Annotated in this window: 17 protein-coding genes and 1 riboswitch; of the genes, 10 read left to right on the forward strand and 7 right to left on the reverse strand. The window is 63.2% G+C overall.

All coding sequences use genetic code 11. The annotated features are described in order from the left end of the window. Positions 1–87: 87 nt before the first annotated feature. Positions 88–753: a thiaminase II gene (tenA, locus tag LU682_RS14595; RefSeq protein ID WP_049587920.1), complete on the reverse strand. Its 666-nt coding sequence runs from the start codon at positions 751–753 to the stop codon at positions 88–90. Beyond that, positions 750–1397 carry a TenA family protein gene (locus tag LU682_RS14600; protein ID WP_010954070.1) on the reverse strand — a complete coding sequence of 216 codons (648 nt, stop codon included), beginning with the start codon at positions 1395–1397 and terminating at the stop codon, positions 750–752. Before LU682_RS14600 ends, tenA begins: the two co-directional genes overlap by 4 nt. 78 nt (positions 1398–1475) lie before the next feature. Next, a riboswitch (TPP riboswitch) is annotated at positions 1476–1590 on the reverse strand. Positions 1591–1841: 251 nt separating this feature from the next. Here LU682_RS14600 and LU682_RS14605 point away from each other — a divergent pair. From LU682_RS14605 to LU682_RS14620, 4 genes are all read left to right on the forward strand, one after another. Next, on the forward strand, positions 1842–5237 hold the full coding sequence (locus LU682_RS14605; protein WP_010954069.1) for an Ig-like domain-containing protein: 3396 nt from the start codon (positions 1842–1844) through the stop codon (positions 5235–5237). Between the two features lie 55 nt (positions 5238–5292). Further along, positions 5293–6276 (forward strand): SCO family protein, encoded by a 984-nt coding sequence (locus LU682_RS14610; RefSeq protein WP_010954068.1) that lies wholly within the window; start codon positions 5293–5295, stop codon positions 6274–6276. Positions 6277–6357: 81 nt separating this feature from the next. Then, positions 6358–8673: a putative bifunctional diguanylate cyclase/phosphodiesterase gene (locus LU682_RS14615; protein WP_049587922.1), complete on the forward strand. Its 2316-nt coding sequence runs from the start codon at positions 6358–6360 to the stop codon at positions 8671–8673. 60 nt (positions 8674–8733) lie between these two features. Further along, positions 8734–9714: a site-specific integrase gene (locus LU682_RS14620; protein ID WP_079732525.1), complete on the forward strand. Its 981-nt coding sequence runs from the start codon at positions 8734–8736 to the stop codon at positions 9712–9714. Here the strand turns inward: LU682_RS14620 and LU682_RS14625 are convergent. Beyond that, the gene (locus LU682_RS14625; RefSeq protein ID WP_010954066.1) at positions 9704–10744 is read right to left on the reverse strand and encodes an SMP-30/gluconolactonase/LRE family protein; all 1041 of its coding nucleotides are present in this window, start codon (positions 10742–10744) and stop codon (positions 9704–9706) included. The two genes, LU682_RS14620 and LU682_RS14625, sit on opposite strands and share 11 nt — an antisense overlap. 127 nt (positions 10745–10871) lie before the next feature. Between LU682_RS14625 and LU682_RS14630 the strand changes: the two genes are divergently transcribed. Then, entirely contained in the window at positions 10872–11771 is a 900-nt protein-coding gene (locus LU682_RS14630; RefSeq protein WP_010954065.1) for a LysR substrate-binding domain-containing protein, read from the forward strand. Positions 11772–11790: 19 nt separating this feature from the next. Here LU682_RS14630 and LU682_RS14635 read toward each other — a convergent pair whose 3' ends face one another. Both LU682_RS14635 and LU682_RS14640 read right to left on the reverse strand, forming a co-directional pair. Next, positions 11791–12930, reverse strand: a complete 1140-nt coding sequence (locus LU682_RS14635; protein WP_010954064.1) for a glycerate kinase — start codon at positions 12928–12930, stop codon at positions 11791–11793. Positions 12931–13071: 141 nt separating this feature from the next. Next, the gene (locus LU682_RS14640) at positions 13072–14169 is read right to left on the reverse strand and encodes a sugar diacid recognition domain-containing protein (RefSeq protein ID WP_049587925.1); all 1098 of its coding nucleotides are present in this window, start codon (positions 14167–14169) and stop codon (positions 13072–13074) included. 163 nt (positions 14170–14332) lie between these two features. On the opposite strand from LU682_RS14640, the gene LU682_RS14645 reads away from it, so the two are divergent. The 5 genes from LU682_RS14645 (at position 14333) to ltrA (ending at position 21504) form a co-directional block, all read left to right on the forward strand. Next, the gene (locus LU682_RS14645) at positions 14333–15655 is read left to right on the forward strand and encodes an MFS transporter (protein WP_010954062.1); all 1323 of its coding nucleotides are present in this window, start codon (positions 14333–14335) and stop codon (positions 15653–15655) included. A gap of 165 nt (positions 15656–15820) precedes the next feature. Further along, positions 15821–17341: an FAD-dependent oxidoreductase gene (locus LU682_RS14650; RefSeq protein WP_010954061.1), complete on the forward strand. Its 1521-nt coding sequence runs from the start codon at positions 15821–15823 to the stop codon at positions 17339–17341. 72 nt (positions 17342–17413) lie between these two features. After that, positions 17414–18424 (forward strand): aldo/keto reductase, encoded by a 1011-nt coding sequence (locus LU682_RS14655; RefSeq protein WP_010954060.1) that lies wholly within the window; start codon positions 17414–17416, stop codon positions 18422–18424. Between the two features lie 95 nt (positions 18425–18519). Beyond that, positions 18520–19617, forward strand: coding sequence for an alkene reductase (locus LU682_RS14660; RefSeq protein ID WP_010954059.1), 1098 nt, complete (start codon positions 18520–18522; stop codon positions 19615–19617). A 465-nt stretch (positions 19618–20082) separates the two neighbouring features. After that, positions 20083–21504, forward strand: coding sequence for a group II intron reverse transcriptase/maturase (gene ltrA, locus LU682_RS14665; RefSeq protein ID WP_010952877.1), 1422 nt, complete (start codon positions 20083–20085; stop codon positions 21502–21504). Positions 21505–21579: 75 nt separating this feature from the next. Here the strand turns inward: ltrA and LU682_RS14670 are convergent, their stop codons facing one another. After that, complete coding sequence (locus LU682_RS14670; RefSeq protein WP_060489574.1) at positions 21580–22560, reverse strand: LLM class flavin-dependent oxidoreductase; 981 nt, start codon at positions 22558–22560, stop codon at positions 21580–21582. A gap of 100 nt (positions 22561–22660) precedes the next feature. Continuing rightward, the gene (locus LU682_RS14675; RefSeq protein ID WP_010954057.1) at positions 22661–23572 is read right to left on the reverse strand and encodes a LysR family transcriptional regulator; all 912 of its coding nucleotides are present in this window, start codon (positions 23570–23572) and stop codon (positions 22661–22663) included. Positions 23573–23589: the final 17 nt, after the last annotated feature.

The raw sequence follows: 23589 nt of genomic DNA on the forward strand, positions 1-23589 counted from the left end.
TCTGGAGTGTGCGGGACGACTTATTTTGAGGCGCCCATGCACCAAAGCGGTCCTGGGCTGGGTAGTAATCACCCAGCCCACGGCGGTTTACACGGTCCCGTCCAACCCCATTTGCCAGAAATCCGCCTCCAGGCTGGAGGCCTGGCCAAAAATCCCTGCCAGTTCGGCGAACCGCTGCTCGGTCATGCTGCGCGCGGCCAGTTCATCCAGGTGCTTGCGCGCTGCTGCGGCCACCCCTTGGTAGCCCTCCCCGGCATACTCGCCAATCCACTCGCGGTAGGGGTGATTGCTCAAGTCGCCAATGCGCTCGGCCAGGGTCCGGCCGATTTCGGCATAGCCGATCACGCAAGGTGCCAGTGCCACATGCAGCTCCAGCAGATCGCCCGCTGCGCCGCAGTCCAGCACATAACGGGTGTATGCCACCGTGGCCTGATGCTCTGGCGCGGCCTCGATGTCTGCCTGGGTCAAGCCCCAGCGCGCGCACAGTCGCAAGTGCAGCTCGGTTTCATCCAGGATCGCCGACAGCCCGGCCTGCGCCGCACGAATGTCGGCCGGGCGGCGGCTTTTGTAGGCGGCCAACGCCCAGGCGCGGGCGAACTGGATCAGGAACAGGTAATCCTGCACAAGGTAGGTACGGAACGCTTCCTCGCTCAGCGTGCCTGCGCCCATCTGCCGCACGAAGTCATGGTCTACGTAGCGGTTCCATTGTGGCGTGGCAGCGGCCTTGAGGCGCTCGAAGATATCCATGCTCATTTGCCCTCCGGGTACACAGCATCGAAGAAAGCCAGCTCCAGCGCCACGGTGCGCTGGTAGAAGTCACTTGCCAAAGCGGCCTCCTGCGGGCCGACGCGGTCCAGTTCGGCCTGCAGGAAAGCGACGAATGCCTGGAATGCCGGGTTGTCATGCAGGGTAATCCACTCGGCATGGACGAAGTTGTCCGGCATCGGTTTCGGCGCCTTGAGCGCCCAGTCCAGGTACAGGCCTTCGGCAACGTTCAGCACCGCCAGTGCCGCTGCATAGGAACGGGTGGCTGCCGCTTCGCGCATGATCGCCTTGAAACCTGCGGTAGGCGCGGTATCGGCCGGTTCACTGCGTTGCGCCGGGCGGACACCCAAGGCCTCGAAGGCACGCAGGAAGTAAGTGTTCTCGTCACTGGAGATCATCCCGGCAAAACGGCCGAAGCGCAGGCGGGCTTCAAACGTGTCAGCGGTGGCGATGGCCGCGCCCAGCAGGGTCAGGAAGCTGTCGAGGAAACGGTGGTCCTGGACCAGGTAGTCGACCATGATCGGGTCAGGCAGGCTGCCGTCGCACAATCGGGTCACGAAACGGTGGCCAACGGCCGCCGACCAGGTCGGCTCGCTCTGGCGGCGCAGGGACTGGCTGAAACGTTCGGTCATGTTGCTGTCCTTGATGAGGGTGACAGCGAGACCTTGGCAATTGACATGGACTGGCCTCGCAGTGAGGCCGGCAAAAAGGCAGGTTACAAGCCCCATCCCTTCGCCGGCATGATCCGGATCAGGTTCGAAGGGTCACCGCGCTGTAGCGTTCAGCGGTTTCTCAGCCCATTGCCGGGCTCCCCTTGGTGGCGCTCAGGTATACCCGAGGGCGCCGCGCCTGTCACTAGTCCAACTCCCCAAACTGTGGGCAATGGTGACCCGCTAATGGGTATCTGTCCCCATTCTTGACGCGCCATCTTTGAGTGCACGCCAGACGCCGCAAGGTTTTGTATGTCAAAGGATTACTGAAATATCTGTTGGCATAGCTGTTGCTGATGGCCATTTAACGGGCAAAACGCCATTGATGGCCTAAGGCCCTCAGGCCGCAAAAAGAGGCTTAAGCCAATGAAAACACCTGCTGTGAGCCACGCGTCCAGACGCGCGTTCCAACTGACCTCTGTCACTGCACTGATGATCAGCCTCGGGTTGATCACGGCCATGGCCTCTCCCCTCGACGACAACAGCATGCCCCCGCCAACCGACCCGTCGGCCTACACCGACCAGCCGGACGACCCGACGTCTGCCTTGCTTGAGCTGAACACCATGCCAGAGGCCAACGAAGGCTCGCTGGAGTTGACCGATGGCGTGTATGGCGACCGCAACACAGTCCGCACCGACAACGTGCTGCCACCTGCCCTGCAAACGTCGGACAAGTATCCTACCAACGGCAAACCCAGCCCGTTGTTCGGTGCGCAACCATTCACCCAGCAACTGTTACTGTTCGAAGAATTCGGGTCAGAGAAGCTCGACCCGACCACGCCGGTGCCCGATCTGACCTTCCCGGTACCGACCCTCGGCGCGGCCCCCGCGCAAGACCCCAACGTGGTGGCACGCAGCGGACCCAGTGGCAGCGCTTTGGAAGCGTTCCTCAAGCAACCCGGCCTGTACCCGTTCCCGACCCAGTACGCCAACGTGCTGGACCGCAACCCATGGAAGGCGCAGATCGAGATGTTCCTCAACCGCCAGCCGGTCGGCTCGCCCGCTGAAGGCCGGCCACCAGGAAAAGGCTGGTCGCACCAGCGCTGGAACGAGTTCTACCCGCAGGCAGCGTTCAAGACCGCCCAGGCCGGTGCGCGCATCAACCTCGGCCTGCGCGACCGCAAGCAACTGCACAACTATGCCGTCGGTGAATTCGCCCCGGGAGGCCTGTACTACCAGACCTCCGACATTCCGACCACGCTGGGCACCACCAAGGGCATCGACACACGCTTCCATCCGAACATGCCGCTGCAAAACCACAAATCGCTGTGGACCTTCGACGGCACTTTCCCGCCCAAGCTGCTGATGGTGCGCTACGGCCAGCCGATCCTGATGCGCCATTACAACGCCCTGCCAATTGACCCCTCGGCCAACGGTGGCTTTGGCCTGCATACCATTTCGACCCACGAGCACAACGGCCACTCCCCGGCCGAAAGCGACGGCTTTGCCAACGCGTACTTCTTCCCCGGCCAGTACTACGACTACCGCTGGCCGGTGCAGCTGGCCGGCTACGACACCATCAACACCCGTGCCCAGGACCCGCGTGCCGCTTTCCCCTGCTCGCCGGGTGAAACCTTGTTCGTCAACGATGGTTCACCGGGCCTGAAAACCTGCGAGAACGGCAGCATCAAGATTCGTGGCGACTGGCGCGAAACCATGAGTACCCACTGGTTCCACGACCACATGATGGATTTCACGGCGCAGAACGTCTACAAAGGCAACGCCGTGATGATGAACTACTACAGCGCCCTGGACCGCGGCAACGAGGCCCTGCAGGACGGCGTCAACCTGCGCTTCCCAAGCGGTTCAGCCATGCCTTGGGGTAACCGTGACTATGACGTCAACCTGGTGATTGCCGACAAAGCCTGGGATGCCAATGGCCAGCTGTGGTTCAACCCGTTCAACACGGACGGCTTCCTCGCTGACCAGATTCTGGTCAACTGGCAGTACAAGCCCAGGCTCAAGGTGCGTGCGCGCAGTTACCGTTTCCGTCTCCTCAACGGCTCGGTGTCGCGCTACTTCAAGTTCGCCGTGGTGCGGGAGATTGCCGGTAACAGCGGTGAGTTCAAAGGCCCGTCCGGCTCCAACCTGTCGTATGCGCGGGTGCCGTTCCACATGATCGCCAACGACGGCAATATCATGGAACACGCGGTGCCATTCGACGGCACGATGGACCTCAATGGTGACGGCAACCTGCAGGACAACAACGGCGTCTTGCCGGTGCAGGCCATTGCCGAGCGCTACGACATCATCATCAACTTCGCCAAGAACGGCATCAAGGCAGGCGACAAGCTGTACTTCGTCAACCTGATGGAGCACGACTCCGGCAAAGGTCCGAAGCAAGCTATCCCGTTGGCCGACGTGCTGTCGGAAAAATACAAGGCGGTAATCAAGCAGACCAGCAAAGGCCCGCAGTGGGACAACGGCGACCCGGCTGTCGGCAAGTTTCTGCAACTGTGGGTGCAGCCGTACACCGGCCAGGACCTGAGCATGGACCCGGTAGCCTATGAGCCGGCCAAGCCAGGCAAGGCTGCTGGCCTGAAAATGCTGCCCCTGCCCATTGACCGCGACGCCGCAGCCGACCAGGCCAAACTCAAGGATGCTCGCCACCGCGAGTTCATCTTTGGCCGCTCTGACGGCACGGACACCACCCCGTGGACCATCAAGACCGACGGCGGCTTTGGCTACAGCATGGACCCACGCCGTATCAGTGCCGCACCGCAACTGGCCAACCAGTCCACCGACGGTGGTTTCAGCGGCGACGGCACCCTGGAAGTGTGGAAAATCGTCAACGGCGGCAATGGCTGGAGCCACCCGGTACACGTGCACTTCGAGGAAGGCGTGATTCTTAGCCGCGACGGCAAGGCCCCGCCAGAATGGGAAAAATGGGCGCGCAAGGATGTGTACCGTATCGGGTCGGAACCTGATTCGTCCGAAGAGGTGGAAATGGCCATCCGCTTCCGCGAGTTCGCAGGCACCTACATGGAGCACTGCCACAACACCCAGCACGAGGACTCTTCGATGCTGCTGCGCTGGGACCTTGAACACCCGGGGCAGTTCCAGGTAATGCCCACCCCGCTGCCAGGATGGGATGGCGTGCGTTACATGGCCTCGGTAGGCCTGCCAACGTTCCGCACCAAAACCGATGACGACGATGACGACCCGGCCAACAAACCACCTGTCGTGGCCAACGACAGTGCCGCAACGACTGCAGGCAAGCCGATCACCCTGAACGTGCTGGCCAACGACAGCGACCCGGACGGCAACGTACCGCTCACGGTCACCGGCCTCAGCCAGCCGGACTCCGGCCAGGGTACCGTGAGCACGGACGGCAGCACAGTGACGTACACCCCACCCGCTACGGTCGCCACGCCGTTCACGGCCAGCTTCAATTACACGGCGCGTGATACCAAGGGGGCCGACTCGGTGACCCCGGCCACGGTCAGCATCGCCGTCACCCCAGCAGTGGCGGCCGACGAGCTCAAGGTCACCAGTGCCACAGTGCAACTGCGTAGCGGGAACCGGTTCACCTGGGATGTGCAGGGGACAACCACGGTGGCCACGGGCAACAGCATCAGCGTGACTGCAGCAACCACCGGTGGTCCGGTAAGCCTGGGGAACGCGACGCTGACTGCCACGACTACGGGGGCCCGTTGGCGGGTAGCGGTGACCACCACCGGCTTTGGCCCGGCCACGCCAGCGACGGTCACGGTGAAATCGACGCTGGGCCAGACGGTGACAGCGCCAGTCACATACAAGTGAGTGCAAAGCGGGGCCGCCATGCGGCCCCCATCAGCCAACCCACGAGGACCGCATCATGCCCGGCTCATGGCGATTCCTGCTGGTACTGGCGTTGTTCGCCGCCAGCATTCCGTTCTGGCCGTTGCAACCCCAACGAACGGTGGCCGAAGCAGCGGCCTCTCCCTGGGGGGCCAGCTATTTCCCCAACATCCCCCTGCTCACCCAGGATGGCGAAAAAGTGCATTTCTTCGACGACCTGATCAAGGACAAGGTGGTCGCCATCAACTTCATCTTTACCGGCTGCTCCGATTCCTGCCCAGTGGAAACTGCGCGCCTACGCCAGGTACAGAAAATCCTCGGTGACCGGGTCGGCAAAGACATCTTCCTCTACTCCATCAGCATCGATCCCTATAACGACACCCCCGCCACCCTCAAACGCTATGCCGAAAAGTTCGGCATCGGCCCAGGCTGGACCTTGCTGACCGGCGAACCCGACGACATCGAGCAACTACGCCGCAGCCTGGGGCTGTGGATCGATGGCCTGGAAAACGGCCGCTCCAAAGACCACAACCTGAGCCTCATCATCGGCAACCAGGCCACCGGCCGCTGGATGAAAGCCTCGCCTTTCGAAAGCCCGTACATCCTCGCCGACCGCCTGGGCAACAGCCTGCACAACTGGAAGCAGGCCAGCGCCATGAGCAATGACTACGCTCAGGCTCCGCAAATCCGCTCACCCAGCAGCGGCGAGCAGATATTCCGTACCCGTTGCTCGTCCTGCCATACCGTGGGCAACACCGAGCCAGGCCAGCCAGGCATCGGCCCCGACCTGCTGGGCGTGACCCGTCAGCGTGACGCCAACTGGCTGGTCCGCTGGCTGAAGGTGCCCGACCAGATGCTGGCCGAAAAAGACCCCTTGGCCATGCTGCTGTTCGAACAATACAACCGCCTGGCCATGCCCAACATGCGCTTGGGCGATGCCGAAGTCAGCGCATTGATAAGCTACCTCGAGGAGGAAACGGCTCGCCTGCAGACGCCCGTGACAAATAGGGGAATCCCCTAAAGGCTATTGGCCACCAGTCATCAGGCTGTCATCTTATTGTCGTATTTTCCGAGCATCACCCAGGGTCGGGAACTATCAGCAGTGATTCGCCGTTCGCTTTCCTCCACCAGCCTTCTGCGACTGCTTATCCTGATGCTCTGTGCAGCGACCCTGGCCTTTCTCTGGGGGCTGCACGTCACCCAGAAAGCCGCCGCCCGACAGAATGCACTGTCGGCCAAGGCCATCGAGCACCTGAACCTGGCCAGCATCGTGGGCGAAAACCTCCGACAGCTTGTCGACCGCGCCCAGGCGGTGGGTCGTGTGACCCAGGACGACATGAAAGCGCGGCGCCAAGGCAACCTCAGCCTGGCAGCAGACCCTGTGTTCAAGCGCTTGAGCCTGTACGACCGACAAGGCCGGCTGCTAGCGGCCAGCCATACCGATGAGGCCGCCGAGTTGCCGGCAGACTGGTTGCGCCAACTGCAGCGGCACATTGATCGCTACGGTTTCAAACCTTTCCTGCCAAGCATTAAACCTGTCAGCCAAACCGCTGCCCTGCCCACTTGGCGCCTGCCCTTCCTGCTGCCGTTGACCAATTCGACCGGCCGGGAAATCGACAACATTTTGCTGGTGCATCTGGACGTCGGCTACCTGGCGGTGCTGTTCCAGTCTATCGACCTGGGCAACAGTGGCCTGGTGCGTCTGCTGCAGGATGACGGCCTGGAGCGGCTGCGCATCGACAACAGCGGCGTGGTGACTGCCGGCGACCTATTGCAGCCCCCGCTGCCGGCGCTAAACACCGAAGCGGGCATGCTGACCCAGTACGTAGCGGGTGATGCCTACCAAAGCGTGTACCGCCGTGTACCCGAGCAAGGCTTCAGCGTGGTGGTCAGCCAGCGCCAGGCAGAAATCCTCGCACCCTCGACGCTGGCCTATTCCCGGCAGTTCTGGTTGAACCTGAGCATGACCCTGATGATCCTGGCCAGCCTGCTATGGACCTTGCGCCTGCTGCGCAAGCGCCAGGAGGCGTTCGACGCGCTGGAACATGCCCAGCAGGTCAATCAGCAGCTGATCGTGCGCCTGGAGGACGAACATCGGCGCAGCAGCCACGCCGCCGCCACCGACCACCTCAGTGGCCTGCACAACCGCCGCCAGTTCGTCGAAGTGGCCAGCCAGGTGCTGACTCGGCAACGTGGCAAGCGCCGACTGATGGCGATCCTGTTCATCGACATGGACCGTTTCAAGTCGATCAACGACTCGCTCGGCCACAAGATTGGTGACCTGCTGCTACAGGCTGTGGCCGGGCGTATCCAGCGCCTGCTGGAGCCCGGCGACGAGGCTTCGCGGTTTGGCGGCGACGAATTCGTGGTGTTGCTGGCCGGTGAGCGCAGCGAGGAGCAGATCAACGCCTGGGTCCACGAACTGGTGCAGAAGCTGTCGGCCACCTACGCCCTGGATGGCCAAGAGGTCAACACCAGCCCCAGTGTAGGGGTGAGCATCTGTCCGCGTGATGGCCAGGACATCGACAGCCTGATACGCAGTGCCGATGCGGCCATGTACTCGGCCAAGCAGGCAGGGCGTGCGCAGTTTCGCTTTTTCGACCCCTCGCTGAACCTGGCCGATATCCAGGCGTTCACCCTTGAACAGGCCTTCGGCAGTGCCTTGGCCGAACGCCAGTTCGTGCTGCACTACCAGCCGCAGATGCGCCTCGACACCCACCAGGTGCAGGGTTACGAGGCGCTGGTGCGCTGGGACCACCCCGAGTTCGGCCTGCTGTACCCGGACCGCTTCATCGACCTGGCCGAGCGCAGTGGCTTTATAGTCGAGCTGGGTTGGGAAGTACTGCAGCTGGCCTGTGAAGCCTTGTCGAGCTGGGATGCCCAAGGCCGCAAGACACGGCTGGCCGTCAATGTCTCCGCCCTGCAACTGCGTCAAGCCGACTTCGCTGACCGGCTGCTGAGCAAGTTGCAGCATCATGGCATCGCGCCTCAGCAGCTGGAGCTGGAAATTACCGAAACCACCATCCTCGACCCCGAAGGCACGGCGGTGGCGCACCTGCATACGTTGCGCGGCGCAGGTCTGGGTATCAGTCTGGACGATTTTGGCCGTGGCTACGCCGGCTTTGCCCACCTGCATTCACTGCCCCTGAGCAAGCTGAAGATCGATCGTTCGCTGATCGCGGCGCTGTCCAACAGCCATGACGACAGCCCAATCGTGTCCTCCACCATCATCCTGGCCAAGCGCCTGGGCCTGGAAGTGGTGGCCGAGGGGGTGGAAACCCGTGAACAGGTGGTGTACCTGAAGCTTGCCGGCTGCGATATTGCCCAGGGCTACCACTTCAGCCGGCCACTGTCGCTGGCGCAGCTGTGGGTTTACCCGCCCTTCAACGGTATCGAGGACAAGGCATGCGTGTACTGAGCGCAACGGCAGGCTTGCCGAGGGCGTTGGGCAAGGACAGGCAAGGCATTTCGGTTTATCGTGTACCGATCACACACCGACACCCGCACCATGACCGATATCGAGCGCTACCTTCGCGCCGCCACCCGTGACAACACCCGGCGCAGCTACCAGGCCGCCATCGAGCACTTCGAGAGCCATTGGGGCGGCTTTCTCCCGGCCACCGCCGAGAGTATCGCCCGCTACCTGGCCGATCACGCCGACCAGCATGCAGTCAGTACCCTGCGCCAACGCCTGGCCGCGCTCAGCCAGTGGCACGTCGCCCAAGGCTTCCCCGATCCGACCAAGGCGCCATTGGTGCGTCAGGTGCTACGCGGCATCCGCACCCTGCACCCGACGCCACCCAAACAGGCCGCCCCGCTGTTGCTGCAACACCTGCAAACCGCTGTGACGTGTTTCGAAGAAGAAGCCCGACAGGCCCGCGAGCACCATGATTTGGCAGCCCTGCGCCGGGCTCGCCGTGACAGCGCCTTGCTGTTGCTGGGTTTCTGGCGTGGATTTCGCGGCGATGAGCTGGCACGCCTGCGCATCGAACACATCCAGGCGCAAGCCGGTGTCGGCATTACGCTTTTCCTGCCGCGCAGCAAGGGCGACCGCGAAGCCTTGGGCGTCCAGCACCGCACCCCTGCCCTCAAGGCCTTGTGCCCTGTCACTGCCTACCTGCAATGGCTTGAAGTCGCCGGTATTGCCCATGGGCCGGTGTTCCGCAAACTCGACCGCTGGGGCAACCTTGGCGACAACGCGCTCAACAGCAACAGCCTGGTGGGCCTGCTGCGGCGCATGCTGGAACGCGCCGGGGTGCCGGCGGCGCTGTATACCGGCCACTCGCTACGGCGTGGCTTCGCCACCTGGGCCACGGCCAATGGTTGGGAACTGAAGTCGCTGATGAGCTATGTGGGCTGGAAAGACGCCAAGTCGGCGCTGCGCTACATCGACTCGGCGCAGCGTTTTGGCGATCTGGCCGTGCTACCGGCCAGTCAGGTGCAACCGCTTATTCCTTGAAGCTGTGCCTGGCGACGCCGCCCGTTTCCGGGCGGATGGCATACAGGTCGCCAGCGTCCGGATAATGGTGCAGGTCTTCTGGCGTCATGTCGTAACGCGCGGTGCTGATGTACAAGGTGTTCATCCCGGGCCCGCCAAAGCAGCAGCTGGTGGGGCACGGTACTGGCATCAACACCTGGTCGGTCAGGTACCCGTGGCGGTCGTAGCGCAGCAGGCAGCTGCCATGGTACTGGCACACCCACAGCCCGCCTTCGCGGTCCAGCGCCAGACCATCCGGCCGCCCCAGTTCGGCGGGGGTTTCGGCAAACAGCGTGACAGCGCCCAGCCGGCCTTCGATGAGGTACTCGGCGCGGTAGATCGCACGCGCCGCCGAATCGACGAAGTACACCGTATGGCCGTCGTGCGACCAGGCAAGGCCGGTGGGCAAGCCCATGTCATCGTGAATCACCTGGTCGCTCAACTGCCAGTCAAAGCGAAAAAGCGCCCCGGTATTGTCACTGAGGGCCTCGTCCATCAGGCCGGTGACGAAGCGTCCCTGTGGGTCGCAGGCGCCATCGTTGAAGCGGTAAGTCGAGCGCGGATGGACCGATGCCGAATGCTGGCTCACCTTGCGTGTTGGCACATCGAAGATGGCCACGCTGGCATCCTCGGTGAAAATCAGGTTGCCCCGGTCGGTCAGCGCCAGGGCGCCAATGCGCGCGGCAGACTCGTAAAGGCAATCGACTTCGCCATCGGGTGTCAGGCCGTTGATGCGCCCGCCAGAGATATCGACAAAGTACAGCACGCCACTGCGTTCATCCCAGACCAGGCTTTCACCAAGGTCCGCGCGCGTGTTGGCCACTTTGACCGGCACGTAATTGCATTCCTTGATGCGGCTCCAGCGCTCGGCCACCTGCACACGGTCAAGGTCCCGAGTGTGGCTGACACTGCTGTGTTCGTTGAAGCGGGTGGCGATGTGCTGGCTATTGCTGGCGCGCAAGGTGCAATCAGTGGGATGGCACAGCGCACCGGCCAGGTGAGTAACGGGCATTTCTGGCTACCTTCAATTCTCCTTTCTTACGATATCAACAAAAAAATCAATGACTTAATATTAAAAGCATGCAACTTTGATATCCCATGGATATCACCGCCGAGTCGCCACGCTGCAGGAATGCTGGATGATCGAAACACGCTTGCTCAGGCAGTTCATCGCCGTGGCCGAAGAGCTGCACTTTCACAAGGCCGCACAGCGCCTGCACATGGCGCAACCGCCGCTGAGCCAGGCGATCAACCGGCTCGAGGAAAAGCTCGGTTTCGGCCTTCTTCTGCGCAACAAGCGCGGGGTGCGCCTGACCGCAGCGGGTGCAGCGTTTCTCGACACCGCCTACCGCACGCTTGCTGAACTGGAACAAGGGATCGAGTACGCGCGCAACGTGTCTGCGGGGGTCAGCGGCAAACTGACCATCACGGCCATTTCCATCGCTTATTACGATTCGCTGCTCAACCGCTTGCGCCGCTTTCGGGAGACTTATCCAAACGTACAGCTGACCATCCGCGAGATGCCATCTGCCTCTCAGGCCAAGGCCTTGCTGGCCGGCGAGGCGGACATCGGCTTCATGCGCAGGCTACCGCTGCCGGTCGGCACCCTGGAGGCTCGCTTGCTGCTTGACGAGCAGATCGTCATGGCGCTGCCCGCCAGCCATCCCATGGCGCGTTTCGAGGCCGTCGACTTGCGCGAGTTTGCCGATGAGGACTTCGTGTTCACCCCGCAAGCGCTGGGCGGGGGCTACCACGCACAGTTGGTTGCGCTGTGCGAGTCGGCCGGGTTCTACCCCAAGGTCGTGCAGGAGGCGGCGCAGATCCACACCCTGCTGGGTCTGGTGGCCTGCGGCTTTGGCGTGGCCCTGGTGCCGGCGTCCTTCGTCCGCTCAACCCCGCGCGAACGCGTGCAGTTTTGCCCCATCCGCCCTATCGATGACCAGCCACCCCCAGGGCTTGGGCTGTACATGAAATGGAACGCCCAGAATGCTTCGCCAGCGCTGGCCAACTTCATTGCCATGTTCGAGACACAGCAATAAGGCCATTTCTACAGGGTGTTCAGCCTCGCTTCGCGCAGCGCCACAGCCGACCGATATCACAAGCCCTGGCCTGCAACAGCTCGGCAGCATTTGCACACGCCTGCTCAAGGCTCATCGGTCCATTGGCCAATGCAAATACAGCGTCGACCCCATGGGCATACAACTGCTGATACCCCTCCCCCAAGGTCCCGGCCAGTACCACCACCGGCACGCCATGGCGCTTGGCAACCCGCGCCACCCCCATCGGCGTCTTGCCGCGCAGTGTCTGGGCATCGAAACGCCCCTCGCCCGTCACCACCAGATCTGCCCCTTGTGCCAGGGCGTCAAGGCCAGCCAGCTCAGCCACGACTTCCACCCCAGGGCGAAACTGCGCGTCCATGAATGCCCGGGCAGCGAAGCCCATGCCACCGGCCGCACCACAACCAGGGTAATCGCGCACATCCGCGCCCAACAGCAGCGCACAATGGTCGGCAAAATGATTCAGCGCGTGGTCCAGCGCCTCCACTTGCTGCGGGTTGGCACCTTTCTGCGGGCCGAAGATCGCCGATGCGCCGTTGGCGCCACACAATGGGTTGTCGACATCCGCCGCGACTTCAAACTGCACCCCGGCCAGGCGCGGGTCGAGGCCGCTGGCGTCGATATGGGCCAGCTTGGCCAAGGCCAGGCCGCCCTCTTCCAGCGCTTGCCCGTCAGCATCCAGCAGGCGCAGGCCAAGTGCTCGCAACATGCCACTGCCGGCATCGTTGGTGGCGCTGCCGCCGATGGCCAGCACCACACGCCGGGCGCCGGCGTCGAGAGCTGCGGCAATCAGTTCACCGGTACCCCAGGTGCTGCTGCGGCAAGCATCGCGTTGGCCTGTTGGCACCTGTTGCAGGCCACTGGCCTGGGCCATTTCGATGATTGCGGTGCGACTTTGCGGCAACCAGCCCCAGCCAGCCTCGACGTACTGCCCCAGTGGCCCGCGCACGGTCTGGCGGCGCAATTCACCGCGGCTGGCGGCCAGGATCACCTCCATGGTGCCTTCGCCACCGTCGGCCATTGGGCACTCGACCAGTTCAGCCTCCGGCCACGCTTCGCTCAGGCCCGCAGCGATGGCGCGGGCGACACCGGCAGCGTCGAGGCTGTCCTTGAACGAGTCGGGGGCAATGACGATCTTCATGGGGTTTCTCCTGTCCTGATGAGCGGCATGCTGACAGGTGGCAGCCAAGGTGACCTCGGTCAAATGCACAAAACGCCGGCCGGGTTGTTTGGGCAGATGCCTTTTTGCCTGTTCTGGCCCAATCGCCGGCAAGTGAACACTTCAGTCAGTTGGCAACAGCTGCAACCCCAGATACAAGCTGAGCATCCCTTCCAGGCGCAGCGGGTCGACCTCACCCAGCTCGGCTATGCGCTCCAGTCGATAGCGCAGGCTGTTGCGGTGGATGCCCAGGGCATCGGCACAGGACTGGCTCTGGCCGTCATGGGCACACCAGGCGCGCAGGGTAGCGAGTAACTGGCCACTGCTGTCCTTGGCGCGGATGCGCTGCAACGGCTCCAGCAGCTCGTCCAGCGCGTCGTCGTTACGGTGGCGCCACAGCAGCGCCGGCAGCCGGTATCGCTGCAGGCTGAGCAATCGTTCGCTGGGCAATACCTCACGGCCGTAGGCCAGCAAGTCACGCACCCGGCGGTAACCACGGCGTAACTGCTCCAGGCTCTGCGCTGCACTACCAAGGGCCAGTCGCTCAATGTCCCAGCCGTGGCGTTGCAGGCGTTCCAGCAGGCGCAGTTCATCCAGTGCCACGCCTGCCGGGCGGCACCACAGCAACGACTGGCGAGCCGGGCTGACGCACCAGCTATCCGGATAACGGCTCATCAACCATGCGGCCAGCGCCTCGGCAGGTGGCCCGGAAGTAATCTCGAACAGGCACGGTATCCGCGGTAGCTGAGGTTTCAGGCCCAACTGACGGGCTTCGTCCAGCAAGCGCGGCGAGTTACCGCTGCCGCCGAGCAGTAGCGCCAGCAGGTCGTCACAGCGCTGCCTTCGCCATTGCTGGTCAGCCTGTAAATTGCGTTGGGCCAGCAGCATTTCGGCGGTCATGCGCACCAGCTCGCCATAGGTGCGCACCTGCTGCGGGTCGCCAGTCAGGCCCAACACGCCCATCAGCCGCCCATCGAGCATCAATGGCAGGTTCACGCCGGGCTGCACGCCCTTCAGGCACTTGGCCGCGTCGGTATCCAGTTCGACGATCCGGCCATTGGCCAAGACCAGCTGCGCGCCCTCGTGACGGGTGTTGATACGCTCCGGCTCACCGCTGCCCAGGATCAACCCCTGGCTGTCCATGACATTGACGTTGCAAGGCAAGATGGCCATTGCCCGGTCAACGATATCCTGCGCCAGGTCATGGTCGAGTTCGAACATTGCGGGGTCCTTTAGGTGTTTGGCTTTTGGGCTCGGGCACAGCAGCCTGGGCCAAGCGCTGTGCAAAAGCACAAAGACAGGCTAGCCGCAGTCCCCGAGACTCGTCAGGGCGAGCGCCGGAACAGGCGACGCGGCGAAAACCATAACAACAGAGAACCCGATCATGGCACACAGCCCCGCCCCTGACCAAGGCACGGACACCACCCGCAACGCGCTGTACCGGCGCATCACCTTGCGGCTGATTCCGTTCATTTTCATCTGCTACCTGTTCAACTACCTGGACCGCGTCAACGTCGGCTTTGCCAAGCTGCAGATGCTCGACGCCCTTAAATTCAGCGAAACGGTGTACGGCCTTGGCGCCGGCATCTTCTTCATCGGCTATGTACTGTGTGGCCTGCCAAGCAACCTGGCCCTCAATCGCTTCGGCCCACGGCGCTGGATCGCGCTGATGATGATCGCCTGGGGCAGCCTGTCCACCTGCCTGCTGTTCGTCACCACCCCTACCGAGTTCTACACCCTGCGCCTGCTCACCGGCGCTGCCGAAGCCGGCTTCTTCCCGGGTGTGGTGCTGTACCTCTCGCGCTGGTTCCCGGCGGCCCGGCGCGGCCGCATCATGGCCCTTTTCATGTCGGCGATCCCGGTATCGGGCCTGCTTGGCGGGCCGTTCTCCGGCTGGATCCTCGAACATTTCGCCGCCGGCCAGCACGGCCTGGCCGGCTGGCAGTGGATGTTCCTGATCCAGGGCCTGCCGACCGTGGCCTTGGGCGTACTGGCGGTGTTCCTGCTCAGTGACGGCTACCAGAAAGCCGCCTGGCTGAGCCCGGCTGAACGTCAGCTGATCGCTGCCGACCTGCAGGCCGATGCTGCAAGCAAACCGAGCACCACCAGCGACAGCGTGCTGGCGGTGTTGACCAACCCGCTGATCTGGACCTTCGGCTTCGTCTACTTCTGCATCCAGAGCGGCGTGTACGCGATCAACTTCTGGCTACCCTCGATCATCAAGGGCTTCGACAACCCGCTGCTGATCGGCTGGCTCAGCGCCATCCCGTACCTGCTGGCGGGTGTATTCATGATCCTTTGCGGGCGCTCGGCCGACCTGCGCAACGAGCGCCGCTGGCACCTGGTGGTGCCAATGCTGATGGGCGCCGTCGGCCTGCTGATTGCGGTGAACTTCGCCGGCAACCCGACCATTGCCATTCTTGGCTTGTCGATCGCCACCATGGGCGCGCTTACCGGTTTGCCGATGTTCTGGCCAATGCCGACTGCGCTGCTCAGTGCCGGAGCCGCCGTGGCAGGTCTGGCGATCATCAACTCGGTAGGCCAGATGGCGGGTTTTCTCAGCCCGTACCTGGTCGGGTTCATCAAGGACCAGACCGGCTCAACCGATGCCGCACTGTATTCGCTCGCGGCGTTGATCGTATTGGGTAGCCTGGTGGCCTTGCGTGTAACACGAGCGGGTTCGCTGAGTACTGCCCGGGCGAGTTGAGGCATTCGCCGGATTGCCCACTCCCACAGGTTTTCAAGCCTATGGGCGCGGGCAAGCCTGCAATGAAGCCCACCCAATCCACACCCTCCACCGATCGTCAGCTCAACGCATCCCCTTCCCGCCCCAGGCGTCAAATGGTTCCAAAGGCCCCTTTGGAGAAGCCCCATGACCCAGTACGCCGTGGCCCGCTTGGCCCAGCTCGACGAACACCGCCCCCTGCGCGTGCAGGCCGGTAGCGAAGAACTCATCCTCGTCCGCCAAGGGGAGCAGGTACACGCTTATCAAGGCAACTGCCCCCATGCCGGGGCCCCACTCGACGAAGGTGTAGTCTGCGGCGGTTTGCTGGTTTGCCCTTGGCACAAAGCTACGTTCGCCGTTGACGACGGTGTGGTTTGTGAGCCGCCTGCACTCGCCGACCTGCGCCGCTACAAGGCGTGGATCAAGGGCGATGAAGTCTGGGTCGATGACCAGCCCCTGCCGGCAACCGAACCGCCCAGGCACAGCGATGCCCGCTGCTTCGTAGTGGTCGGCGCCGGTGCCGCCGGCAGCGCCGCCGTCGCCACCCTGCTGGCTCATGGCTTCGCTGGGCGGCTGGTATGGATCGATCAGGAGCGCCAGCCGGCCTACGATCGCACAGCTCTGAGCAAATTCGTGATTGCCGGGCAGATGCCGCCCGATGAGGTCCCCGCGCTGCTCGAAGCCGACGCCCTGCGCAAGGGCCAGCTGGAGCGCAAGTACGGCAAGGTACGCACCCTGAACAGCCAGAAGCGCCAGGTCACCCTCGCCGACGGTCAGCAGATCGATTACGACGCCTGCCTGCTGGCAACCGGTGGTAAAGCACTGCGCCCTGACATTCCCGGTGCCGACCTGCCCGGGGTGTTCACCCTCCGCTCACTGGAAGATGCTGCACGGTTGCTCGACGCAGCCGAGCCTGGCCAACCAGTGGTCATCGTCGGCGACGGTTTCATCGGCCTGGAGGCAGCCTCGGCATTGCGCAAGTATGGCGTGCAGGTGCATGTGGTCTCGCGCCATGAAGTCCCTCTGGCCCGACAGTTGGGCGAGCGGATCGGGCGCTGCATTCGCGCGCTGCATGAACGAAAAGGCATCACCTTCCACGGCCCCACCGAGGTCGAGCGGATCGAAGGCCTGGACAAGGTCGAAGCGGTGCAACTGACCAATGGTGAACGGCTGCAGACCCCCTTGGTCCTGCTCGGCACCGGGGTAAGGCCCGCCACCGCGTTCCTTCAAGGCGTGCCGCTTGGCGAAGACAAATCGGTGAGGGTCGACGCAGAAATGCGCGCAGCTGACGGTTTGTGGGCCGCCGGCGATATCGCCACGTTCCCGCTCACGGGGCGCCCGGTGCGCATCGAGCACTGGCGCCTGGCCCAGCAACACGGGGTGATCGCCGCCGCCAACATGCTTGGCGAACAACGCCGTTATGCCGATGTACCGTTTTTCTGGACCTACCAGCATGGCCGTACCTATGAAGTGCTAGGCCATGCCAGGGACTGGAACCGCATCGAATTCGTCGGTGAGCCGGAAAAAGGCGATTTCGTTGCCCTGCAGTGTGTGGATGAACGCGTCGAGGCCGTTATCGCCAAGGGTTACTCCGATGCCATGGCGACGCTGTCGCAACGCCTGAAGCGCCCCTTGAGCCTGCAGGAGGCTTGGGCGCTCATTGGCTGAGGGGTGCCTTTCAATGCTTCCCGGTTGTGTGTAAAACAGGTAGGTCAGCCGACTGCATAAGGACCCACGCGCATGATCTACCGCCCCCTCGGCCACAGTGGCCTGCAGGTTTCCGCCCTTACCCTGGGCAGCATGATGTTCGGCGAGCAGACCAGTACTGAGGATGCCCTGCGCATCATCGACAAGGCCTGGGACCAAGGCATCAACTTCATCGACACCGCCGACGTGTACAACGCCGGGCGCTCGGAAGAAATCGTCGGTGAAGCCGTGGCGCGCCATCGCCATGACTGGATCGTCGCCAGCAAGGTCGGCTTCGGCCCGGCCGACGGCCTGCCTAACCGCAGCGGGTTGTCGCGCAAGCACATCTTCAATGCCGTGGATGCCACGCTGACCCGCATGGGCATGGACTACCTGGACATCTACTACCTGCACCGCGAAGACCACAAGGTACCGCTGGAAGAGACCGTGCAGGCCATTGGCGACTTGTTGCGCCAGGGCAAGATCCGCTACTGGGGGGTGTCCAATTTCCGTGGTTGGCGCATTGCCGAGGTCTGCCATGTTGCCGAGCGCCTCGGTGTGCCCAGGCCGATAGTCAGCCAGCCGCTGTACAACATCGTCAACCGCCAGGCCGAGCCCGAACAGCTCACGGCCGCCGCCGCCCATGGTCTGGGCGTCGTACCCTTCAGCCCGCTGGCCCGGGGCGTGCTCAGTGGCAAGTATGCGCCGGGCGCGGTGCCGGAAGCCGGTAGCCGAGCAGGGCGGCAGGACAAACGCATCATGGAAGTGGAGTGGCGCCAGGAGTCGCTGACCATTGCCCGGCAGATTCAGACGTATGCAGAGGCCAAGGGGGTGGGCATTGTCGAATTCGCCATTGCCTGGGTGTTGAATAACCAATGGGTCAGTTCCGCGATTGTCGGGCCGCGGACCGAGGAGCAGTGGGATACCTATGGCGGCGCATTGGCGGCGAAGATTACCGCGGAGGATGAGGCATTCATCGATTCGTTGGTAACGCCAGGGCATGCGTCCACGTCGGGCTTCAATGACGTCGCGCATTATGTGAGTGGGCGGCTGGCACGCAGCTGACGCATTGGGGAGCCCTGAGCCGGGCTCCCGGTCCCCCCTTTCCCCAATCACCCCGGTATCGTGCGCACCATTGGTTTTCCACCTCTGGAGCTGCAATGAAACTCTTGCAACCGCTGCAAATCGGCCCACTCACCCTGCCCAACCGCGTATTCATGGCCCCCCTCACCCGCCTGCGCAGCCTGGAGCCGGGTGATGTACCCACCGCGCTGATGGCCGAGTACTACCGTCAGCGTGCCAGTGCTGGCCTGATCATCACTGAAGCCACACAAATCTCCTTCCAGGCCAAGGGCTATTCGGGCTCGCCCGGCATTCACAGCGCCGAACAGATCGCTGCCTGGAAGCACATCAACGAAGGCATCCATGCCGAGGGCGGCCACAGCGCCGTGCAGGTGTGGCACACCGGGCGTGTGTCGCATACCTCCCTGCAACCTGGCGGCAAGGCACCCGTGGCCCCTTCGGCACTGCCGGCAGATGCACGCACCACCCTGCGTGACGCGCAAGGCAACCTGACACGCGTGGAAACCTCCGCCCCCCGGGCGCTCAGCGAAGCGGAGATCGCTGGCATCGTCGCCGACTTTGGCCAGGCCGCGATCAATGCCTGTGAAGCCGGCTTCGACTTCATCGAGTTGCACGCCGCCCACGGTTACCTGCTGCACCAGTTCCTCACCCCCAGTGCCAACCAGCGCGAAGACCGCTACGGCGGCAGCGTTGAAAACCGTGCGCGCATTGTGCTGGAGGCGGTGGATGCGGCCATTGCCAACTGGAGCGCCGACCGGGTCGGTATTCGCGTGTTCCCGTTGGGTGGTTTCAATGGTGTGGACAATGGCGAAGACCAGGAGGCCGCCGGCCTGTACCTGATCCGCGAACTGGCCAAGCGCAACCTCGCCTACCTGCACCTGTCCGAGCCGGACTGGGCCGGTGGCAAGCCACTGCGTGACGAGTTCCGCCAGGCCATTCGCGCCGCCTACCCCGGGGTGATCATCGCGGCCGGTGCCTATACCGCCGAGAAAGGCGAAGACCTCATCGGGCGGGGTTTGATCGATGCCGTGGCGTTCGGGCGCGCCTACATTGCCAACCCTGACCTGGTGGAGCGTCTGCGGCTGCAAGCGCCGCTGAATGAGCACCGGGCGAAGTTCGATTACGCCAATGGGCCTGAAGGGTATACGGATTATCCGTTCCTGAAGCAGGCTTGATGCAAAAACGGGCGCTCTTGCAGGCGCCCGTTTTTTGTGTGCGCCAGGCATGGCGCGTTGCGCGTAAGCGCAACCCGCTTGGTTGTGGTGGCCAAGTGGGTGACTTGGAGGTGAAAGTCCTCTACACACCCGGCAAGGGGAAGTGTTAGCCGGAGGCAAGGGTGTCGCGGGTGACCGCGAATCTGAAGGAAGCCCGAGGCAAAATGCTGGCCTGACGAACAGGAAGCGGATAGAGGCGGCACAGCGGGGTGAGGTGGCACAAATCGCCAAAGCCCAATACTTGCACGGAACGCTGTGACGTAGATCCGACAGGCATAAGCAGGAAGGTCGCGCGAATTACCCTGGGAGATCTGTACGTTTGCCATTGTGCTACCGCGCGTCGAAAGGCGACGGGATGAGCGTGCAGAAGTCAGCCGAAGCCGTAGTAAGTGGCGGTTAACCGCGCCACCAAGGGCCGAACAGGTTATGCCGCCAGTAGGCGTCGCCGTCTCGTTGGTAACCGTAATGCAGAAATTTCCCACAGCGGAAACTGTCATCCCGAATCCCGGCCAGAAGCCGAGGGTGATGCCTGACAGTGCAAAGGTGCCGGCGGCGTCAGCGACGTGGACGAACGCGGAGCCGGACACGCTGATGGAGCGGGTGCTTGCACCGGCCAACCTCAGGCGTGCGTATCAACGCGTGGTTAGCAACAAGGGGGCTCCGGGTGCCGATGGCATGACGGTCGCTGACTTGGCGGGCTACGTGAAACAGTATTGGCCAACCCTCAAGGCCAGGTTGCTGGCCGGTGAATACCATCCCCAAGCAGTGCGAGCGGTTGAAATTCCCAAGCCGCAGGGCGGCACACGGCAACTGGGTATCCCCAGCGTCGTGGATCGCCTGATCCAGCAAGCACTGCAGCAGCAGCTCACACCTATCTTCGACCCACTGTTCTCGGACTACAGCTATGGTTTTCGTCCGGGCAGAAGTACGCATCAAGCCATCGAGATGGCCCGTGCTCATGTGACAGCGGGACACCGCTGGTGCGTGGAACTCGATCTGGAGAAGTTTTTCGATCGGGTCAATCACGACATCCTCATGGCCTGCATCGAACGTCGGATCAAAGACAAGTGCGTACTCAGGCTTATTCGCCGCTACCTTGAAGCCGGGATCATGTCGGGCGGTGTCGTCAGCCCACGGCAGGAGGGGACGCCGCAAGGCGGCCCGCTTTCGCCGTTGCTGTCGAATATCCTGCTCGACGAACTCGACCGCGAGCTGGAGCGGCGGGGCCATCGCTTCGTACGTTATGCCGATGATGCGAACATCTATGTACGCAGTCCCCGGGCCGGCGAACGGGTGTTGGTCAGCGTCGAGCGCTTCCTGAGAGAACGTCTGAAGCTGACGGTGAACAGGAAGAAAAGCCAAGTGGCAAGGGCGTGGAAGTGCGACTACCTAGGCTATGGGATGAGCTGGCACCAGCAGCCAAGGCTGCGCGTGGCAAGGATGAGCCTAGACCGCTTACGCGACCGGCTCAGAATGCTGCTGCGCAGCGTACGGGCTCGCAAAATGGCGACTGTCATCGAGCGGATCAACCCCGTCCTGAGAGGCTGGGCTAGCTACTTCAAGCTCAGCCAGAGCAAGCGGCCGCTTGAGGAACTGGATGGTTGGGTCAGGCACAAACTCCGCTGCGTCATCTGGCGTCAATGGAAGCAGCCTCCCACGAGGCTGAGAAACTTGATGCGCCTGGGGTTGAGCGAGGAGCGTGCCAACAAGTCAGCCTTCAATGGCCGAGGTCCATGGTGGAATTCGGGAGCGCAACATATGAACTACGCGCTGCCAAAGAAACTGTGGGACCGGCTCGGGCTGGTCTCGATACTGGATACGATTAACCGGCTTAGCCGCGTAACCTGAACCGCCGTGTACGGAACCGTACGCACGGTGGTGTGAGAGGACGGCGGGTGTGAATCCGCCTCCTACTCGATCGTGTCAGCCCAGTTCAGCCAGCGCCTGCGCGGCATAGGCATGTGACCGCTGCCGCGCCAGCGGGTCATGGATGCGGCAGTCGATCATCAGCTCGTCCGCCCCGGTCTGCTCGATCAGCGAGCGCAGCCCTTCCCTCACCCGTTCGGGCCCTCCGGCTACGGAGCAGGCCATCACCTGATCGAGCACGGCGCGCTCGTGGTCCGGCAAGCGTTCGAGGTAACCCTCTTGCGGCTTGGGCAGCAAGCCAAAGCGCCCGACATGCAGGTCCAGCATCCACTTGCGGTGGGAGCTGGCCAGGTAGTCCGCCTCAGCATCGCTGGCAGCGGCGAACAGGTTCATGCCAACCATCACATAGGGTTTGGCCAGTTGCGCGGAAGGCTGGAAGTTGGCGCGGTAATGGGCAATGGCCTGCAGCAGGTAACGCGGGGCAAAGTGCGAGGCGAAGGCATAAGGCAGGCCCAGCTTCGCCGCCAGGTCAGCACCGAACAGGCTGGAACCGAGGATCCACACCGGCACATCGTGCGCACCCGGTACGCCGCGCACCCGGCGTTTGCCGTTGTCGGCCAGGTAATCACGCAGCTCGGCGATGTCCTGGCCGAAATCCCGCTCTGGCGCGGCGCCGCGCAATGCCCGAACGGTCGGCCCGGACGTGCCTGGCGCACGGCCCAGGCCCAGGTCGATACGACCTGGGTGCAATGTATCGAGGGTGCCAAACTGTTCGGCCACCACCAACGGCGCATGGTTGGGCAGCATGATACCGCCAGCACCCACACGAATGTGTCGGGTGGCGTTGGCGATTTCGTTGATCACCAGCGACGTGGCAGCCGAGCCAATGCCCGGCATGTCATGGTGCTCGGCGATCCAGTAGCGGCTGTAGTGCTGTTGCTCGACATGCCGCGCCAGCTGGCGGGATTCTTCGATCGCGTCGGCGAAGGTCTTGCCTTCGCCGATCATGACCAGATCCAGTACGGACAGTGCAGTCATGGGGTCTCCAGAGGGATTATCAGTGGCTGCCAGTTTCCATGCTGCGCCGCCAGCGATAAACCCAATTTCAGGCCCGGCATAGGGGCCTGGCATTCCCCAATCAGTATTCCCAAGGCACGCCTGGCTCCCAGGTGGCCACCAACAAGTCGATGAAGCCGCGTACCCGAGGGGACAGGTGGCGCTTGCTTGGGTAGACGATGCGAATGGGATCTGCCGGGGGGCGGTAGGCGTGCAGTACTTCCACCAGATTGCCAGCGCGCAGGTCGTCACCGGTGATATAGGTAGGCAGGTGAATCAGGCCGAAACCGGCCCGGGCGCCGTCAAGCATGGCCTCGGAACTGTCGATGTTCAGCCGCCCGGGATCTTCGCACAGGTGCAGCCCCGCTTCTGTGTGAAAGCGCCAGGGCATGGCCTTCTCGCCCGCCAGGAAGGTGATCTTGTCGTGGCCATAGAGGTCGCCGGGAATCTGCGGTACACCACGCTTTTCCAGGTACGCAGGCGATGCACAGGTCACGAACTGCTGCCAGGCGACGGTGCGCGTCAGCAATTGCGAATCTTCCTTGGGGGCACCGATGCGCACGGCGACGTCCACGCCCTCTTCGACCAGATCAACGAAACGGTCGGTGAAGCGGATATCCGCCCGCAGTTCGGGCCATTGCTTGAGGTACTGGTCGAGGACCGGCAGGACATGGCGCTGCCCGAGCGACAACGGCGCGGTCAGGCGCAGGGTGCCAGTGGGCTTGCCCCGGCGCAGGGCCATGGTGCTTTCGACCTCGTCCAGGTCATCCAGAATCTGCCGCCAGCGCTCGAACGCCACCAGGCCTTCATCCGTCAGGCTCAGCTTGCGCGTAGTGCGGTTGAGCAGACGCACCGCCATGCGGGCTTCCAGGCGGGCGATGCTCTTGCCCACCGCCGAACGCGTCAGGCCCAGGCTGGCAGCAGCAGCGGTGAAGCTGCCGGCCTTCGCGGCGCTGACGAAGGCGGCGATGTCGCCGAAGCGGTTGGGTTCCATGGTGTTTTCCTGACGCT

Origin of the sequence: Pseudomonas alloputida, from assembly GCF_021283545.2 — a bacterium.
GTDB classification, from domain to species: Bacteria; Pseudomonadota; Gammaproteobacteria; order Pseudomonadales; family Pseudomonadaceae; genus Aquipseudomonas; species Aquipseudomonas alloputida.

Bases quoted from the DNA above. Each gene is read 5' to 3' on its own strand.
- tenA (WP_049587920.1), bottom strand. From the start codon at position 753: ATGAGCATGGATATCTTCGAGCGCCTCAAGGCCGCTGCCACGCCACAA.
- LU682_RS14600 (WP_010954070.1), bottom strand. From the start codon at position 1,397: ATGACCGAACGTTTCAGCCAGTCCCTGCGCCGCCAGAGCGAGCCGACC.
- LU682_RS14605 (WP_010954069.1), top strand. From the start codon at position 1,842: ATGAAAACACCTGCTGTGAGCCACGCGTCCAGACGCGCGTTCCAACTG.
- LU682_RS14610 (WP_010954068.1), top strand. From the start codon at position 5,293: ATGCCCGGCTCATGGCGATTCCTGCTGGTACTGGCGTTGTTCGCCGCC.
- LU682_RS14625 (WP_010954066.1), bottom strand. From the start codon at position 10,744: ATGCCCGTTACTCACCTGGCCGGTGCGCTGTGCCATCCCACTGATTGC.
- LU682_RS14630 (WP_010954065.1), top strand. From the start codon at position 10,872: ATGATCGAAACACGCTTGCTCAGGCAGTTCATCGCCGTGGCCGAAGAG.
- LU682_RS14635 (WP_010954064.1), bottom strand. From the start codon at position 12,930: ATGAAGATCGTCATTGCCCCCGACTCGTTCAAGGACAGCCTCGACGCT.
- LU682_RS14640 (WP_049587925.1), bottom strand. From the start codon at position 14,169: ATGTTCGAACTCGACCATGACCTGGCGCAGGATATCGTTGACCGGGCA.
- LU682_RS14645 (WP_010954062.1), top strand. From the start codon at position 14,333: ATGGCACACAGCCCCGCCCCTGACCAAGGCACGGACACCACCCGCAAC.
- LU682_RS14650 (WP_010954061.1), top strand. From the start codon at position 15,821: ATGACCCAGTACGCCGTGGCCCGCTTGGCCCAGCTCGACGAACACCGC.
- LU682_RS14655 (WP_010954060.1), top strand. From the start codon at position 17,414: ATGATCTACCGCCCCCTCGGCCACAGTGGCCTGCAGGTTTCCGCCCTT.
- LU682_RS14660 (WP_010954059.1), top strand. From the start codon at position 18,520: ATGAAACTCTTGCAACCGCTGCAAATCGGCCCACTCACCCTGCCCAAC.
- ltrA (WP_010952877.1), top strand. From the start codon at position 20,083: ATGCCGCCAGTAGGCGTCGCCGTCTCGTTGGTAACCGTAATGCAGAAA.
- LU682_RS14670 (WP_060489574.1), bottom strand. From the start codon at position 22,560: ATGACTGCACTGTCCGTACTGGATCTGGTCATGATCGGCGAAGGCAAG.
- LU682_RS14675 (WP_010954057.1), bottom strand. From the start codon at position 23,572: ATGGAACCCAACCGCTTCGGCGACATCGCCGCCTTCGTCAGCGCCGCG.